Genomic DNA, 15,773 nt, shown 5'->3' on the forward strand with positions numbered 1-15,773 from the left:
AAAATGGCCCCTTATCGGCATTTTTTATTGGAGAAACACGATGGGTTTTATCTGGACCATATTGATCGGATTCATCGCCGGAGTGATTGCAAAGTTCGTCACTCCCGGTGACAACGAGCCATCCGGTTTCATTCTGACCACCATTCTGGGCATCGTAGGCGCCTTCGTCGCGACTTGGCTTGGGCAGGCTATCGGCTGGTATAGTGCGGGTGACGGCGCGGGATTTATTGGCGCGATTATCGGCGCTGTTATAGTCCTGCTAATCTGGGGTGCGGTTGTAAAACGCGGAAACTCCTGACGCCGAATTTAATGAAAACGGGCCATCGCGCCTCTCAAAGAAAGGATTACTATTATGGCACGACGTGGATTTCCGTCGATGACCGCGCTGCTAGGTTTGTTAGCAGTTGCGGGTTATCAGAACCGGGACAAAATCTCGGAAATGCTGTCGAACCGCGCTGGTTCAGATAAAACTTCGCCGGGCGCAGCTCCGCAAGATTTGGGCAGCAGCTCATCCGGCGAGGATTCTTCCAAGGCGTCCGGATTGGAAGAGCTTCTTGGCGGATTTCTCGACGCATCTGGGCTTGACCGACTGCTCGGTGGCGGATTGTCTGAATTGACTGATCGCTTCCGCCAGAGCGGGCGTTCCGAAACAGTGGAGTCTTGGGTCGGGACTGGACCCAATCGTGACGTTTCAACCCAAGATCTTGAGCAAACTCTGGGCGCTGAGACGCTTGCCGAGTTGTCCGAGCATACGGGCCTGTCGCGGGAAGAAATACTCTCACGCTTGTCGCGGGACCTTCCCAAAGCGGTGGATCACTACACCCCCGAAGGACGGCTGCCTCCGCAGCGCACATAGCATAGTTCGGGGGTCAATGCCGCTACGGCCCATACTGTCCAAACCGACATGATCGGATCGAACGGCATCACCACCGTGCACATTGTCATGCGACCCATTTAAAGCGGCATATGCATCGCCCGGCTTCAATGCCGGGCGGTGCCTACTTCTGAGTAGTCCTGACATCCTCTGCCGGATTGCGCCGTCGTCATTGCGGCCCGCCTGAGCCGGTGTCGACAGCGAGGTGAGCGCCCGACGACAAGGATGCGCATGGCAAAAAACGTCCAGGCTGAATTCGGCTAACCGGGTGTCGTGAATGCAAGCCTTTACGTTTATGGGTGCTGTCGTGGAAAACCAGAATAATTCGGCTCTATTTCAACCAATCGAACTGCCATGCGGGGCAGTCTTGAAAAACAGGATTGCCAAGTCGGCGATGTCTGATTCCTTGGGCGACGGGCGCGGCAATCCAACGGATGCCCAAATCCGACTGTATGAACGCTGGGCGGAAGGTGGGGTGGCCGTGTCGATCATCGGCGAGGTCCAGGGCAATCCGAATTTCGCAGAAAAGCCGGGAAATTTGGTCTTGGCGCCGGATTCCGATCTGAGCATGTTTGAAACCCTCGCCCGCAGAGGGGCTGCCGATGGCGCACAACTCTGGCTTCAGCTGGGTCATGCAGGTGCGATGGCGCATCCCCCCATCAGCACTCCCAAAGGTCCCAGCGCGCTCGACATTCCCGGCCTGACCTGTGCCGCCTTGACCCGTGATGAAATATGCGCGTTGCCGTCCGAATTTGCCCGAACAGCGCGCCTCGCGAAGAGGCTTGGGTTCGGCGGGGTGCAGATACACGCTGCCCACGGGTTTCTGCTGAGTCAGTTTTTCTCGCCTTTGTTCAACAGGCGGGATGACGCATATGGCGGCTCCATAGCGAACCGGATGCGGCTATTGCTGGAGGTTGTCGATGAGGTGCGCGGCGCTGTCGGCCCCGGTTTTCCGGTCGCCATCAAGCTGAATGCGACCGATCAGTTGGAAGGGGGCCTTGAGTCAGGCGATGCGCTAGCCGTTGTTGCGGCACTGGACGGCACAGGAATCGACCTGATCGACATTAGCGGTGGAACATATTTCCCCGGTGCGCGATCCGCGACCGACAATACGCGCGGTGGGCCGTATTTCATGGATTTTGCAGAACGTGCCCGGCCCCTGACGCGCAAGCCTTTGATGCTGACCGGCGGGTTCAAGACCTTGCAGCAGGCGGTGGACGCGGTCGCCCAAGGGGTCGTCGATATGGTCGGCCTCGCCCGCGCACTGGCTCTTGAACCAGCCCTTCCGAATGGATGGCAATCTGGCGAGGCCGACAACCCTGTCTTTCCAAGGTTTCAGGACCCACCCGAAGGCGGGGTCACGGCGTGGTATACGTTGCGACTGACGGAGCTTGGTGAGGACCGGACGCCAGCAGATGCAACGGCATTAGAGGCGGCGATCAAGGAATACGAACAGCGTGACAGCGATCGTATTTCCGTATGGAACACCCGTTTTCGAGCATGACTTGGTTCGCGGGCCAAGCTGCGGTAAGCCCACACCAGCCGCGCTGCGGTTGAATACCGCCCCCACCACCCCTGTTGCCGGGACAAGAACGCCAACGACGTCAATGCCGTATATTGGATTCAGTTCAAATTGGTGGCCGTGGCTCAGGCGCTGCTCGTGCCTGCAGCACCCAGCAAGCTACCACATTCTTTCCCCTTAGCCCACGCGGCGTAGGAACGCCTTGGTGCGCGGATCGCGTGGTGCATCCAGTAATTCAGCGGGTGGGCCCTCTTCTACGATGCGTCCGCCATCCATGAAAAGGATGCGATCAGCGATCTCTCGCGCGAATTGCATCTCGTGGGTAACGATCAGCATGGTTTGGCGCGTCTCGGCCAGCTTGCGCATGAGGTCCAGAACCTCGCCCACCCATTCAGGGTCAAGCGCGCTGGTTGGCTCGTCGAAGAGCAGCAAATCGGCGTCCAGTGCCATTGCGCGTCCGATGCCGACGCGCTGCTGTTGCCCGCCGGAGAGGGATGCAGGGTACGCATCAGCCCGCGCCTCCAACCCTGTCTCGCGCAAGATCGTGTTCGCCCGCGCGTCCGCGTCGGCGCGGCTCATGCTCTTGACCGTCACCAGCGCCTCGGTGATGTTTTGGCGCGCCGTCTTGTTTGCAAACAGTGCGTAATTCTGAAAGACGAACCCGGTGCGCCGCCGGAGGCCCAAAATATCGGCCTTGGATGCGTGCGCAGCATCGACCGTTAAATCGCCAATGGTGATTTTCCCGCTATCGGGTGTGTCGAGAAAATTCAAACAGCGCAGCAGCGTGGACTTGCCAGTGCCAGAGGGGCCGATCACCACCACCCGCTCGCCCGGCGCTATATCCAGCGATATGTCCTGAAGAACCGGCGTCGTGCCAAAGCTCTTGTTGAGGTTCTGAATGGAAATCATCGGGCATGTGCCTTGTTCAGATAGGTCTCAAGTCGCCGCTGACACCAAGACAGAGCCTCGACCATGATCCAATAGATCGCCGCCACGACGAGAAACGCCTCGAAGTAAAGAAAACTGCCGGCCGCCTCCTTTTGCGCGGCGCCCATCAGTTCGGTCACGCCGAGGGTAAAGGCCAGCGACGTGCTTTTGACCATGTCGATAAAGTAGTTGATCAACGTCGGTGCGGCCACGCGTGAGGCTTGCGGCAGTATGATGCGCCGCATCATTTGCGCCTGCGTCATTCCGACTGCGCGGCTCGCCTCCCACTGGGCGCGATCAACGCCGAGGATTGCGGCGCGGATACTCTCGGCCATATAGGCAGAAAAATGTAGCGTCAGACCCATGATTGTCGCGGTCACACCATTGATCGTGGTCAGAAACGACAACATCTGGGGCAGGCCAAAATAGAACAGGAATAGCTGCACGAGCAGCGGCGTGCCCCGAAAGAAGCTGATGAAAAGACGCACAAAGACGTCGAGCACTGGCACCTTGGCCACCCGCTCGACAGCCATGAGAGCGGCGAGGATCAGCGCACAGGCCATCCCCACCACCGCCATGAACAGCGTCAGCGGCACATAGCCCAAAAGCACGGGCAAAAGGTCCAGCATGTATTCGACGTTAAGCCCGCGCATCAGGTCACTCCGCCGTGGTTATGTCGGAACCAAACCATTTCTGCGAAATCTCAGCCAGCGTGCCGTTTTCCTTGAGCGTGGTGATCGCGGTGTTGATCTCATCACGCAGGGCGCGCCCCTCATCGGTGTCGCGGAAGGGCAGCGCATTGCGGATCTGGCTGAACGGCTTGCCAGCCAATGCCAGCGGCAGTGGGCTTTCTTGGATTAGCTGCGCCGACGATACGCGGTCCATGACAAAGGCATCAACGCGCCCCAGCGCAGTATCCTGAGCGATGTTGCTCTCGTAGGTCTTAATGTCGATCTCGCCTGCATTGGGCAGACCATTCAGCAACTCTTCGAAGTTTGAGCCGAGGTTGACGGCGACGGTCTTGCCGCTCAGATCGTCGGTGCTTTGGATTGTCGCCTCGTTGCCCTTTTTGACGACCACCTGCGCGCCATCAAAGACGTAAGGCTGCGAAAAAGCGAACTTGGCCTCGCGTTCGGGTGTGATGGTGATCTGATTGGCGATGGTGTCGATACGCTCTGATTCCAGCGCGCCGACCAGCCCGGAAAAGGACATGGTGACGAAATTTACATCATTCCCAGTCTCGGCTGCGAGCGCATTGATGAAATCCACCTCGAAACCCTGAAGTTTGTCCAATTTCACGAAGGTGAAAGGGAAGTAACCGCCAGACATGCCGACATCCCACGTTTCGGCCTGCGCGGTGCCCAGAGGCGCGGTGAGGGTCAGCGCGAGGGCTGCCGTCGCGAGTAGCTTTTTCATATCAGTCTCCAATCATTAGCTGCGGATCTAACACCTGCACCTGCACCTACAACGCGTCGGGGCGCGAAAGGTCCAACAGGGGCCAAGTGGATTTACGGGGCAGAACGTTGTTCCAGTGTCAGCACTTTCAACGGGACAACGTTTGAGGCTGCGTTCGATCTAGGTCTGCGGAGGTCGAGCGAATCTACCATTCCAGCTGATCTTTTGAACCTCGCCCGTTTCCAGACGAAAAGGTAGGCGAGTTGGCAGCTGGTTCTGGGCTGATTGCCTACAGCGAGGATCAGCGTATCTACAGGCGGCCGCACCCGGATACTGCGGCCTTGACGGTCGCAGCGGCAACCTCTTGATCGTTCGCATCTGAAAGGCGGAACTGAACTTGTCTTTCGGTGTTGCAGCGACGAGATCAGCCTCGCGCGCGGCGATCCGCCTGCTCAGAAAACCGTGAGTGAATGAAATCAAATAATTGTCGTCTTGAATATTTCATATTGTGAAGCATATGACGTCTGAACCTCTCGGTGAATGGATCAGGTCATGACAGTTGTGGACGATATTGATTTTACGCGTGGCGAGGTGATGCTGAGCATCGCCATCCTTTATTGGTCTCTTCACGACAAGCTCGATTGCTCCGGCCCCGACCTGTCCAAGCAGGAGCGTCTGTTCCTGATGCGATTGTCCAGGCCACGCCGGATGGGAGATCTTGCGCGGATCATGCATACACTGCCCTCGACGCTGACGGTGCTGGCGGACGGGCTGGAAGAAAAAGGGCTGGTGGCGCGCAATCGTGATCCAGATGATCGCCGTGCCTGGCTGCTTGAGTTGACTGAAAAAGGTCGCACCGCGCGGCGTGATCTGCTCGACCGGATAGAGATTGCCTTGCGAGACGCAACTGGCCTGCCGGAGGCCGACCTCAAGGTGTTCGGTGCGTTAATGCTTCGGATTCGTGACCACATCATGACCGGTGGCCTGCCAAAAGGATTGCCGTTTTGACCCGTCTAGCTGCGTGTGCGCTGCTTCTTGCAGTTTCAATCTCTCCGCTAACAGCATCGGCTACGGAGCCGGCGGCCCGGCCGGTCAAGGTGGTGACGGTAGGTCGATCGGAGGTCGGACTGACCCGCGAATTTTATGGCCAAGTGGTCGCGCGCCAGACGGTAGATCTGGCCTTTCAAACCGGCGGTCAACTGATCGAATTCCCGCTGGTGGAGGGGCAGACTGTACCAGCCGGGGCATTGGTCGCACGGCTCGACCCCGAGCCTTTTGAGCTAGCGCTTGAACAGGCACGCCTGCGCCAAGCGCAAGCCGCGCGCGATCTTGACCGGCTGTCACGCCTCAGCAGTGCGTCGGTCAGTCAGGCCGCACAGGACGATGCGCGCACCGCAGAAGGACTGGCGTCAGTTGCCCTGAGAGAGGCAGAGCGCGAGCTGTCACAGGCCACGTTAACGGCACCTTTTGAGGCGCTGGTGGCCGAGCGGCTGGTTGCCAATTTTACTACGGCCGCACCGGGAACCCCGGTTGCACGGCTGCATGACATGTCGGAATTGCGCATCGAAGTTGAAGTGCCCGAGATCCTCTTTCAGCGCGCTGGCCGGGACCCGAATGTCGAAATCCATGCAAGATTTCCCGGCAACCCCACGACATATCCGCTTGAGATCCGCGAATTCACCTCGGATGCCAGCCTTGTCGGTCAGACGTTCAAGTTCACCTTGGCCTTCGATGCCGACGCCGCGCCCAACGTATTGCCCGGCTCTTCCGTCACGGTCTCGGCAAGGCAGCTGGACAGCGTAGGTGGGCTGGCGGTGCCCGCCTCGGCGCTGGTGCCCGCGCCGGATGGAACGGTATCGGTCATGGTTTACGAAGAGACGGATACAGATGCCCGTGTGAGCACGCGGTCCGTCGAACTTGATGTCGCCGACGATGGCAGTTTTCTGGTGACGGACGGCCTGACACCGGGCGAACAGATCGTTGCCGCAGGCGCGAGCGCGCTGGTTGATGGCCAGGTGGTGCGCCGCTTTACCGGCTTTCCGAAGTAAGGAACCCGACAGATGAACATCGCACGCGCTTCGATCGAGAAGCCGATCCTGACTTGGATTCTGATCCTCGGCTGTCTGTTCGGGGGTCTTTGGGGGTTTTCCTCTCTGGGCCGTCTGGAGGATCCGGCATTTACCATCAAGCAGGCTGTGATCGTCACCGCCTATCCCGGCGCGTCGGCCGAACAGGTTGCGCGTGAGGTGTCGGAGCCGCTTGAATCTGCGATCCAGCAGATGGGCGAAATCGACACAATTACATCGGTGAACCAGCCGGGCCGGTCCATGATCGAGGTCGAGGTGAAATCGACCTATGATGGCAACAAGCTGCCTGAAATCTGGACGAAATTACGCGCCAAGATTCGCGATGCCGTGAATGATCTGCCACCAGGTGTCGGTGCCCCGCGGGTCAATGACGGCTTTGGTGATGTATTCGGCCTTTACTACGCTGTCACTGCGCTGGGCTATTCGGATTCCGAGATCCACCGCCTAGCCACATGGCTCCGGCGCGAGCTTCTTGCAGTCGAGGGTGTGGCGGATGTCGACCTGGCAGGGCTTCCCGAAGAAGCGATATTTGTCGAGCCCGAGCTGGCGATCTCAGTCGCAAAAAATGTGCCGCCGCAGGCCGTCGTGAACGCGCTGGCATCGGCAAACTCCGAATCCCCAGCAGGCTCGGTCCAAGGCGCTGGTCGGCGCACGCTTATCGAAGGGCCAAAGGGGTCGGACAGTGTTTCCGAGATTTCCGGCCTTTCAATTGGGGTCGCTGGCGATCTTTTGAATCTCTATGACGTCGCGCAAGTGCATCGCGGCCGGGTCGAGCAGCCCTCGCTAATTCTGCGCCATGACGGGGCGGAGGCGTTCAGCTTTGGTGTCGCGGGACTTGCCTCCGAAAATATCGTCGAGGTTGGGCAACGCGTCGATGCACGGCTGGCCGAGCTGTTTACCGAAATCCCCCACGGCGTCGAACTGAGCCCGATCTATCAGCAGCACGTCGTGGTCGAAGAGGCCTCGAACGCCTTTCTGGTGAACCTCGCCATGTCTGTCGGCATCGTCGTCGCGGTTCTGGCGCTGTTCATGGGTTGGCGCGCCTCGGTCGTCGTTGGCGCCACGCTGCTGCTGACTGTGGTTGGCACATTGTTTTTCATGGCGGTCTTCGCCATTGAGATGGAGCGCATCTCGCTCGGGGCGCTGATCATCGCTATGGGGATGCTGGTGGACAACGCGATTGTGGTTGCCGAGGGCATGCAAATCGCAATGCGGGGCGGTCAATCCTCGCGGCAGGCCGCTAGCGAGACGGCGGGAAAAACGCAGATCCCGCTGCTGGGCGCCACTGTGATCGGTATCATGGCCTTTGCAGGCATCGGCCTTAGTCCTGATGCCACAGGCGAATTTCTATTCTCGCTTTTCGCGGTCATCGGCATCTCGCTGTTGCTGAGCTGGGTGCTGGCGATCACGGTGACACCGCTTTTGGGTCACTATTTCTTTAAGCGCGGCACGGCTGGCGGCGCTGGGGCTTATGATGGGCCGATGTTTCGCGCATACGCCGCGACCTTGCGCAGCGCGATCAAGGCGCGTTGGCTGGTAATCGGGGCGCTGATCGCAATTACTGTCGTTTGCTTTGCAGGCTTCGGGCAGATCCGGCAACAGTTCTTTCCCAACTCCAACACGCCGCTGTTCTTTGTGCATTACAAGCTGCCTCAAGGCAGCACGATTCATGAGACATCTGGGGATCTGGCAGTAATCGAGAACTGGCTGTCAAAGCGTGACGATGTGGTCTCTTACACCTCGTATGCCGGTCAGGGCGCGTCACGCTTCATGCTGACCTATGCCGCCGAAAAGCCGAACCCCAGCTATGGCCATATGATTATTCGCACCGAAGGTATCGATACGATCCCGGCCCTAAGCGCCGAACTGGAAGCCTTTGGGCGCGAGGCGTTGCCGCAAGGCGAGTTTCGCACTCGGCGGCTGGTCTTTGGGCCGGGCGGCGGCGATCCGATCGAGATGCGCGTTTCGGGGCCTGATCCTGTAGTGCTGCGTGCGCTGGGCGAGCAGGTGATCGACGCGATGGAAGGCGCATCGCCCGATATTCTCGACGCCCGCACCAACTGGCGCGAGCCAGAGCTGGTCCTGCGGCCCATCTATGCGACCGACCGCGCCCAAAGCGCGGGCATCAGCCGCGAAGATGTGGCCAACACGCTGCGCTTTGCCACCGATGGCATCGCGGGCGGCGTCTATCGCGAGGATGAGCGTCTGATCCCGATCACTGTCCGGCTGCCACGCGACGCCACCAGCGATCTGCGGGACCAGCCGGTCTGGTCAGAAACCGGGCAGCATTTCCTGCCGATCGAACAAGTGATCGACGGCCTGACATACGAGGTGCAAGATACGCTCTTTCATCGCCGCGACCGCGTCGCGACGCTGACGGTTGGTGCGGACATCCCGCCCGAGCGCACGGCGGCCGAAGTGTTCGGCCAGGTCCGCGCCGCTGTCGAGGCCGTGGAGGTACCGGTGGGCTACACGCTGGACTGGGGCGGCGAATTCGAAAGTTCGTCGGACGCCCAGAAAAGCCTGAACGGGCAGTTGCCGCTCAGCCTTTTGGTGATGGTGGTCATTTCAGTCCTGCTATTCAACGCGATCAAGCAGCCGATCATCATCTGGCTTCTCGTGCCGATGTCGGTGAATGGCGTGGCAATCGGACTGCTCGCAACTGGGCTGCCCTTTACGTTCACGGCACTTCTGGGCCTGCTTTCGCTGTCAGGGATGCTGATCAAGAACGGCATCGTTCTGGTCGAAGAGATCGACCTTGTCCGCGCCGAGGGGCTGGAGCTGCGCGAGGCAATCGTGACGGCCTGCGTGTCGCGCCTGCGGCCCGTAGTGCTGGCGGCGGCAACGACGATCCTGGGGATGCTGCCGCTACTGGGTGACGCCTTTTTCGTGTCGATGGCGGTGACGATCATGGGCGGACTCGCCTTTGCCAGCGTGCTGACACTGATCGCGGCCCCGGTGTTTTACTATGTGCTATTCGCCCGCTCGGAGTCGCGGCGGCGCCCGGTTGCTGAGCCTGCCTGAGGCACGCCTTTGACATATCGGCCTAGAGGCCAGTTACCGGAGGGCAGTGCGGCCGCTGCTCACCCTCAGACGGCTTTTGAATATATGGCAGATACGTCGGCATATCGGTCGTAATGTTGCGCGACTATCCGCGCCAATGGCCGACCTTCCGGAAGGATTTCGATTCCGGTTGCGGTGCGGACTACGAAGCCGTCGAACGCAGTCAGAACCTGCTCATGGATCGGTTCGAGTTCTTTGGAAAAGTCGCCGAAACCTTCGAACAACGCACCAACATCAATCGCGAAACTACACATCAGCATTTCGATGGCGCGCGCACGTAGCTTGTCGTCAGGGCTTAGGATGTGGCCGCGATACCCGGCGAGGTTTCCTGCTTCGATACGCTGCATGTAGGCGGCTGTCGCAGCCGCATTCTGGACATATCCTTCGTTAAATCGTGAGATGGAGGACGCGCCCACTCCTATTAGGGTGGGGCAGGTATCTGTAGTATATCCTTGAAAATTCCGCCTCAAGGTGCCGTCATTAGCCGCCTGAGCAAGACTGTCGCCTGTCTTGGAAAAATGGTCGATCCCAATCGCTTGGTATCCAGCTTGGCAAAAGAGGTCAGTGGCAAGGACCGACAACCGGTATCGATCGACGTCGCCAGGCAGCGCCGCCTCATCAATCAGCTTCTGCCGTTTCGCCATGTGAGGCACATGAGCATATCCAAACAGCGCAACACGGTCTGGGTTCAGCGTCAGGACCTTTTCGACGGTTTGCGTGATCGCATCCTCTGTTTGATGGGGCAGCCCATAGACGAGATCGGTATTGAGCGATGTGATTCCAGAATTGCGCAGCGACCGGACGCACTGCGCAGTCAACTCGTATGACTGCTCTCGACCGATGGCCGCTTGGACCTTTGGCGAAAAGTCCTGAGTTCCAATGCTTGCACGATTCATGCCCTCGGCCGCGAGTGCTGTGATCTTGGCGTCGTCGACCATTGTCGGATCAATCTCGACCGAGAATTCAAACTCATCGGCGGGAGGTACGGCCTGCTTTATCGCGCGTGCAAGGTCGTGGATCAGCGCCGGTGGCAGGATTGTCGGCGTTCCCCCACCCCAGTGTAGCCGGCCCATTTTAAGACGTTTTGGAATTATCTCCGACAAGATCTGAAGTTCGTGTTTCACGGATTCAAGATAATGCTCTACCGGGCTAAGGGTGCGGGTACCCTGTGTGCGACAGGCGCAGAACCAACAAAGGCGTTCACAAAACGGAATGTGGACGTACAGCGAAACAGGAACATCCGGATCCAAAGCCTTGAGCGCATCAACTTGAAACGTCTGGCCCACGTCTTGGGAAAAGATGGGCGCTGTTGGATAGCTTGTGTAGCGCGGCACGTGCGTGTCGAACAATCCGAACTGGGTGAGTTGATTGAAATTTCTCATATCGAAGCGATAGAACGTCTTGGTGAGCTGCTCATTGCGCTAAGTCAAATAAGACAAAAGACATCTGACGTGGTCCTGCTTTCCTAGCTTAATAATGGCTTTCCGGCAGTTAGATGAGGTCAATGCGCCATGCTTGTCTAAGATTCACGTGATCAGACTACGACGAGTGCCTTAATGAGCAACCTTTGTTCTAGGTCAAAGAGCTAGGGGCAGATCAATGGCAGATCGGCGGCATGAAGAATGCGGTTTCACTTTCGCCCAGTTTGCTGCTGATGACATGCGGTTCATTGGCCATTGCGGCGACAGACGGTGACGCAGTCGCCGCTGAACAGGGACGCCTTTTGTCAAAGGACGCTGACGCATGACAATCCTTCGATCTCTGGCCAAAATCATGGTTCTCGTCACGGCAATGCTGTTTTGCGGCGTTGCGGTGGCAGCGCAGTCGGTCCTTTCCGAACTCTTGCCCAATGTAGAGGCTGGTGATCTGGTCGAGGGGGCCGACGCGTTTGGCGCGACGCACGAAGACCTTCCCGCGGTGCAGGTCCTCAGAGACGGAAAGCAAATTGGCTGGGCGTTCGTCACCTCCGACTATGTTTCGACCACTGGATATTCGGGCAAGCCTATTCACACGATGGTCGCCGTCGACGATGACGCACAGGTCATCGGCGTGGCGCTCGTCAAACACTCCGAACCGATCGTCCTGATTGGAATCCCTGATTCAAAGGTTAAGACGCTGGTGGCGAACTACCGTGGCCTCGACTTGGTGGCCGAGGCTGAATCAGGTAGTACCGCACGCGAACTGGATATTATTTCAGGCGCGACAGTGACCATCATGGTCATCGACGATTCCATAATCCGCGCTGGACTTAAGGTTTCCCGTCAGCTTGGACTGGGCGGTCTGGCCGTAGAGCAACCAGATGGTGGACCACGGTTCGAGATTGATCCTGACGCCGAAGCCGCGCCGGACTGGATGACGCTGGAAGGCGACGGTACTCTTCGCCGCCTGTCGTTGGATGTGGGTCAGGTCAACGCAGCCTTTGCTGCGATGGACGACCCCCGCGCCGCCAAACGCGCCCTGACGGAGGCACCTGAAACGACATTCATCGAGATGCAGGTTGCCTTGGTGTCGCATCCCGCAATCGCGCGCGCGCTGCTGGGCGATGCGGTTTCTACAAATCTGGACGATTGGCTGGAGGAAGGCGATCACGCCATCGCTGTCTTTGGGCGGGGGCTCTATTCCTTTAAGGGGTCCGGCTATGTGAGGGGTGGTATCTTTGACCGGATTGTTCTGATTCAGCACGATGTGTCGGTGCGATTCCGTGACCGGATGCACAAGAGGATCAACACCATTGCCGCCGACGGCGCGCCTGTCTTTAATGAAGCGGACCTTTTCAAGATCCCGGCAGATAGCGGATTTGATCCGACCGAGCCGTTCCGCATTCAGCTTCTGGTGCAGCGTGAAGTGGCAGCGATCGAGAAAGTCTTTACCACATTCGACCTCGGCTACCAGTTGCCAAAGCCATACCTGCGCGCGATCGCGCCACCGCCTCCGTCAGAAGCGCCCGCTGCCGTGAAAGAGGTTACATCGCAATCTGAGGCCGACGCGCATCGGGCGCTATGGAAACGCATCTGGGTCGGCAAAAAAACCGAGATCGGCGTGCTGAGCGTGATGCTGGCCCTGCTGACCGGCGTGTTCTTCTTTCAGACATTCGCGACGCGCAACGAGCGGACATTTTTCTGGTTCCGCATCGGTTTTTTGACGGTCACGCTGGTTTATCTGGGCTGGTACGCCAACGCTCAGTTATCTGTCGTCAATCTGATGGCGCTGTTTGGCTCGCTGGTGTCGGGGTTCAGCTGGCAGGCCTTCCTGCTTGACCCGCTGACCTTTATCCTTTGGTTTTCACTGGCGGCGGCACTGCTGTTCTGGGGGCGCGGCGCCTATTGTGGCTGGCTGTGTCCGTTTGGCGCATTGCAGGAACTATTGAACCGCGTGGCCAAGGCGCTGCGCATCCCGCAATGGACGTTGCCTTGGGGCCTGCACGAACGCTTGTGGCCGCTGAAATACATGATCTTCCTCGGCCTTTTTGGTGTGTCCCTGACTAGCATAGAGCAAGCCGAGCGTCTGGCCGAGGTTGAGCCATTCAAGACCGCGATCATCCTCAACTTTGTGCGCGCATGGCCGTTCGTGGCCTATGTTGGTGCACTGCTGGTCGCGGGCTTGTTCGTTGAGCGGTTCTTTTGTCGCTATCTCTGCCCGCTTGGCGCGGCGCTGGCGATTCCGGCGCGCTTGCGCATGTTTGACTGGCTGAAACGGTATCATGAATGCGGGAACCCATGCCAGACTTGCGCCCATCAATGCCCGGTACAAGCCATACATCCAACCGGGGAAATCAACCCTAACGAATGCATCAACTGCCTGCATTGCCAAGTGCTGTACCAATCCGAAACCACATGCCCTGTTGTCATCAAGAAGATGAAACGGCGCGCCAAAGTCGGTGCCGCCCCTGATCTTTCGCGCGACATTTCAGGGCACCCAAACCAACCCAAAACTCAAACGTTAACGTGAAAGGACATACCATGTCTGACGGAAAAAAATTGCCGATTTCGCGCAGGAGCCTGCTTGGCGCGACCGCTGGCGGGGCTGCACTTGCCGGTGCATTCGGCACCCGTGCAATGCTGACCGGGGGCGTCGCCGTCGGAGCTGCGACATTGGCCAGCACCACAAGCGCGCGCGCCGCGACCGGAGCAGAAGTCGGTCCCGGTCAACTGGACGAATACTATGGTTTCTGGTCCTCGGGCCAGTGTGGCGAGATGCGGATCTTGGGCATCCCCTCGATGCGCGAGTTGATGCGTATTCCGGTGTTCAACACTTGCTCGGCCACCGGCTGGGGCATTTCCAACGAATCCAAGAAGATCCTGACCGAGGGCCTGCTGCCCAAGACCAAGGAGTATCTGGCCGCCAACGGCCACGAGTTCCCGCCGAACGGGGATTTGCACCATCCCCATATGTCCTTTACCGAAGGCACATATGACGGTCGCTATCTGTTCATGAACGACAAGGCCAACACTCGCGTCGCCCGTGTACGGTGTGATGTCATGAAATGCGACAAGATCATCGAAATCCCGAACGCCAAGGCGATCCACGGCCTACGTCCGCAAAAATGGCCACGCACAAACTATGTCTTCTGCAATGGCGAGGACGAGGTGCCGATGGTCAATGACGGCACGATCCTGGATGAGCCGGAGAAGTATGTAAACTTCTACACAGCGGTGAATGCGGACGAGATGACCGTCGCATGGCAGGTCATGGTGTCAGGCAACCTCGACAACACTGACTGCGACTATGAAGGCAAATACGCCTTTTCGACGTCCTACAACTCGGAAATGGGCATGAACCTGGCGGACATGACCGAGGCCGACATGGATCACGTCGTCGTCTTTAACATTGCCGAGATTGAGAAGGGTATTGAAGCGGGCGATTTTCAGGAGCTTAACGGCGTCAAGGTTCTGGATGGGCGCAAAGGGCAGAACAAAAAGTATACCCGCTATATCCCGATCCCGAATAACCCGCATGGCTGCAACATGGCACCGGACAAGATTCACCTGTGCATCGCCGGGAAACTGTCGCCGACGGTATCGGTGATCGACGTGCGTAAACTGGACGCGGTGTTCAACGAGGATGCCGATCCGCGCAGCGTTGTGGTGGCTGAACCCGAGCTAGGTCTTGGACCGCTGCACACCTGTTTTGACGGTGAGGGCAATGCGTTCACGACGCTGTTCCTGGACAGTCAGGTGGTCAAGTGGAACATCGACAAGGCGATCCAGCTCTATAACGGCGAGGACGTCGATCCGATCATCACCAAGCAGGACGTGCATTACCAGCCCGGCCACAACTCGACCGTCATGGGCGAGACGCTGGAGGCGAGCGGGAAATACTACCTCACGATGAACAAGTTCTCCAAGGACCGGTTCCTCAATGTGGGTCCACTAAAGCCTGAGAACGAACAGCTGTTTGCGATCGACGGCGACAAGATGACGTTGATCCACGACGGCCCGACCTTTGCCGAACCGCATGATGCGATCCTCGTCGACCCCAGCAAGGTAAACCCGAAATCGGTCTGGGATCGCAACGATCCGATGTGGGCCGACACCCGCAAGCAGGCCGAGGCCGATGGCGTTGATCTGGATGGCTGGCAGGAAGAGATCATCCGGGACGGCAACAAGGTGCGCGTCTACATGTCCAGCAACGCGCCCAGCTTTTCGCTGGAGAAGTTTACGGTGCAGCAGGGCAACGAAGTCACCGTTATCGTCACGAATCTCGACGATATCGATGATTTGACCCACGGTTTCACGATGGGCAACCACGGCGTCGCGATGGAGCTCGGACCGCAGGCAACCGCGTCTGTTACGTTCGTCGCCGCGCAGCCGGGCGTCTTCTGGTATTATTGCCAGTGGTTCTGCCACGCGCTCCACATGGAGATGCGCGGCCGGATGTTCGTCGAGCCAAAGGCGAGCTGATGCAA

Annotated in this window: 12 protein-coding genes; 8 read left to right on the forward strand and 4 right to left on the reverse strand. The window is 58.5% G+C overall.

Features of this window, described 5'->3' with window-relative positions:
• Positions 1–40: 40 nt before the first annotated feature.
• The 3 genes from U3654_RS19995 (at position 41) to U3654_RS20005 (ending at position 2,378) form a co-directional block, all read left to right on the forward strand.
• Positions 41–298 carry a GlsB/YeaQ/YmgE family stress response membrane protein gene (locus U3654_RS19995; protein WP_324753280.1) on the forward strand — a complete coding sequence of 86 codons (258 nt, stop codon included), beginning with the start codon at positions 41–43 and terminating at the stop codon, positions 296–298.
• A gap of 54 nt (positions 299–352) precedes the next feature.
• On the forward strand, positions 353–856 hold the full coding sequence (locus tag U3654_RS20000; protein ID WP_324753281.1) for a YidB family protein: 504 nt from the start codon (positions 353–355) through the stop codon (positions 854–856).
• Between the two features lie 313 nt (positions 857–1,169).
• Entirely contained in the window at positions 1,170–2,378 is a 1,209-nt protein-coding gene (locus U3654_RS20005; protein ID WP_324755340.1) for an NADH:flavin oxidoreductase/NADH oxidase family protein, read from the forward strand.
• A 195-nt stretch (positions 2,379–2,573) separates the two neighbouring features.
• Here U3654_RS20005 and U3654_RS20010 read toward each other — a convergent pair whose 3' ends face one another.
• Genes U3654_RS20010 through U3654_RS20020 form a run of 3 tightly spaced genes read right to left on the reverse strand, consistent with a single transcriptional unit; the run spans position 2,574 to position 4,739 of the window.
• Positions 2,574–3,305: an amino acid ABC transporter ATP-binding protein gene (locus U3654_RS20010; protein WP_324753282.1), complete on the reverse strand. Its 732-nt coding sequence runs from the start codon at positions 3,303–3,305 to the stop codon at positions 2,574–2,576.
• Positions 3,302–3,976 carry an amino acid ABC transporter permease gene (locus U3654_RS20015; protein WP_324753283.1) on the reverse strand — a complete coding sequence of 225 codons (675 nt, stop codon included), beginning with the start codon at positions 3,974–3,976 and terminating at the stop codon, positions 3,302–3,304. Before U3654_RS20015 ends, U3654_RS20010 begins: the two co-directional genes overlap by 4 nt.
• A gap of 4 nt (positions 3,977–3,980) precedes the next feature.
• Positions 3,981–4,739, reverse strand: coding sequence for an amino acid ABC transporter substrate-binding protein (locus U3654_RS20020; protein WP_324753284.1), 759 nt, complete (start codon positions 4,737–4,739; stop codon positions 3,981–3,983).
• 531 nt (positions 4,740–5,270) lie between these two features.
• Here U3654_RS20020 and U3654_RS20025 point away from each other — a divergent pair.
• From U3654_RS20025 to U3654_RS20035, 3 genes are all read left to right on the forward strand, one after another.
• Positions 5,271–5,726 carry a MarR family winged helix-turn-helix transcriptional regulator gene (locus U3654_RS20025; protein WP_324753285.1) on the forward strand — a complete coding sequence of 152 codons (456 nt, stop codon included), beginning with the start codon at positions 5,271–5,273 and terminating at the stop codon, positions 5,724–5,726.
• A 92-nt stretch (positions 5,727–5,818) separates the two neighbouring features.
• A complete protein-coding gene (locus U3654_RS20030) occupies positions 5,819–6,766 on the forward strand; it encodes an efflux RND transporter periplasmic adaptor subunit (protein ID WP_324753286.1) in 948 nt (315 codons plus the stop codon).
• 12 nt (positions 6,767–6,778) lie between these two features.
• On the forward strand, positions 6,779–9,829 hold the full coding sequence (locus tag U3654_RS20035) for an efflux RND transporter permease subunit (RefSeq protein WP_324753287.1): 3,051 nt from the start codon (positions 6,779–6,781) through the stop codon (positions 9,827–9,829).
• Positions 9,830–9,894: 65 nt separating this feature from the next.
• Here U3654_RS20035 and hemN read toward each other — a convergent pair whose 3' ends face one another.
• On the reverse strand, positions 9,895–11,250 hold the full coding sequence (hemN, locus tag U3654_RS20040; protein WP_324753288.1) for an oxygen-independent coproporphyrinogen III oxidase: 1,356 nt from the start codon (positions 11,248–11,250) through the stop codon (positions 9,895–9,897).
• A 361-nt stretch (positions 11,251–11,611) separates the two neighbouring features.
• On the opposite strand from hemN, the gene U3654_RS20045 reads away from it, so the two are divergent.
• Positions 11,612–13,816, forward strand: coding sequence for a 4Fe-4S binding protein (locus U3654_RS20045; protein WP_324753289.1), 2,205 nt, complete (start codon positions 11,612–11,614; stop codon positions 13,814–13,816).
• Between the two features lie 11 nt (positions 13,817–13,827).
• Positions 13,828–15,768 (forward strand): TAT-dependent nitrous-oxide reductase, encoded by a 1,941-nt coding sequence (gene nosZ, locus U3654_RS20050; RefSeq protein WP_324753290.1) that lies wholly within the window; start codon positions 13,828–13,830, stop codon positions 15,766–15,768.
• Positions 15,769–15,773: the final 5 nt, after the last annotated feature.

Source organism: Roseovarius sp. Pro17 (genome assembly GCF_035599575.1).
Taxonomy (GTDB): domain Bacteria; phylum Pseudomonadota; class Alphaproteobacteria; order Rhodobacterales; family Rhodobacteraceae; genus Roseovarius.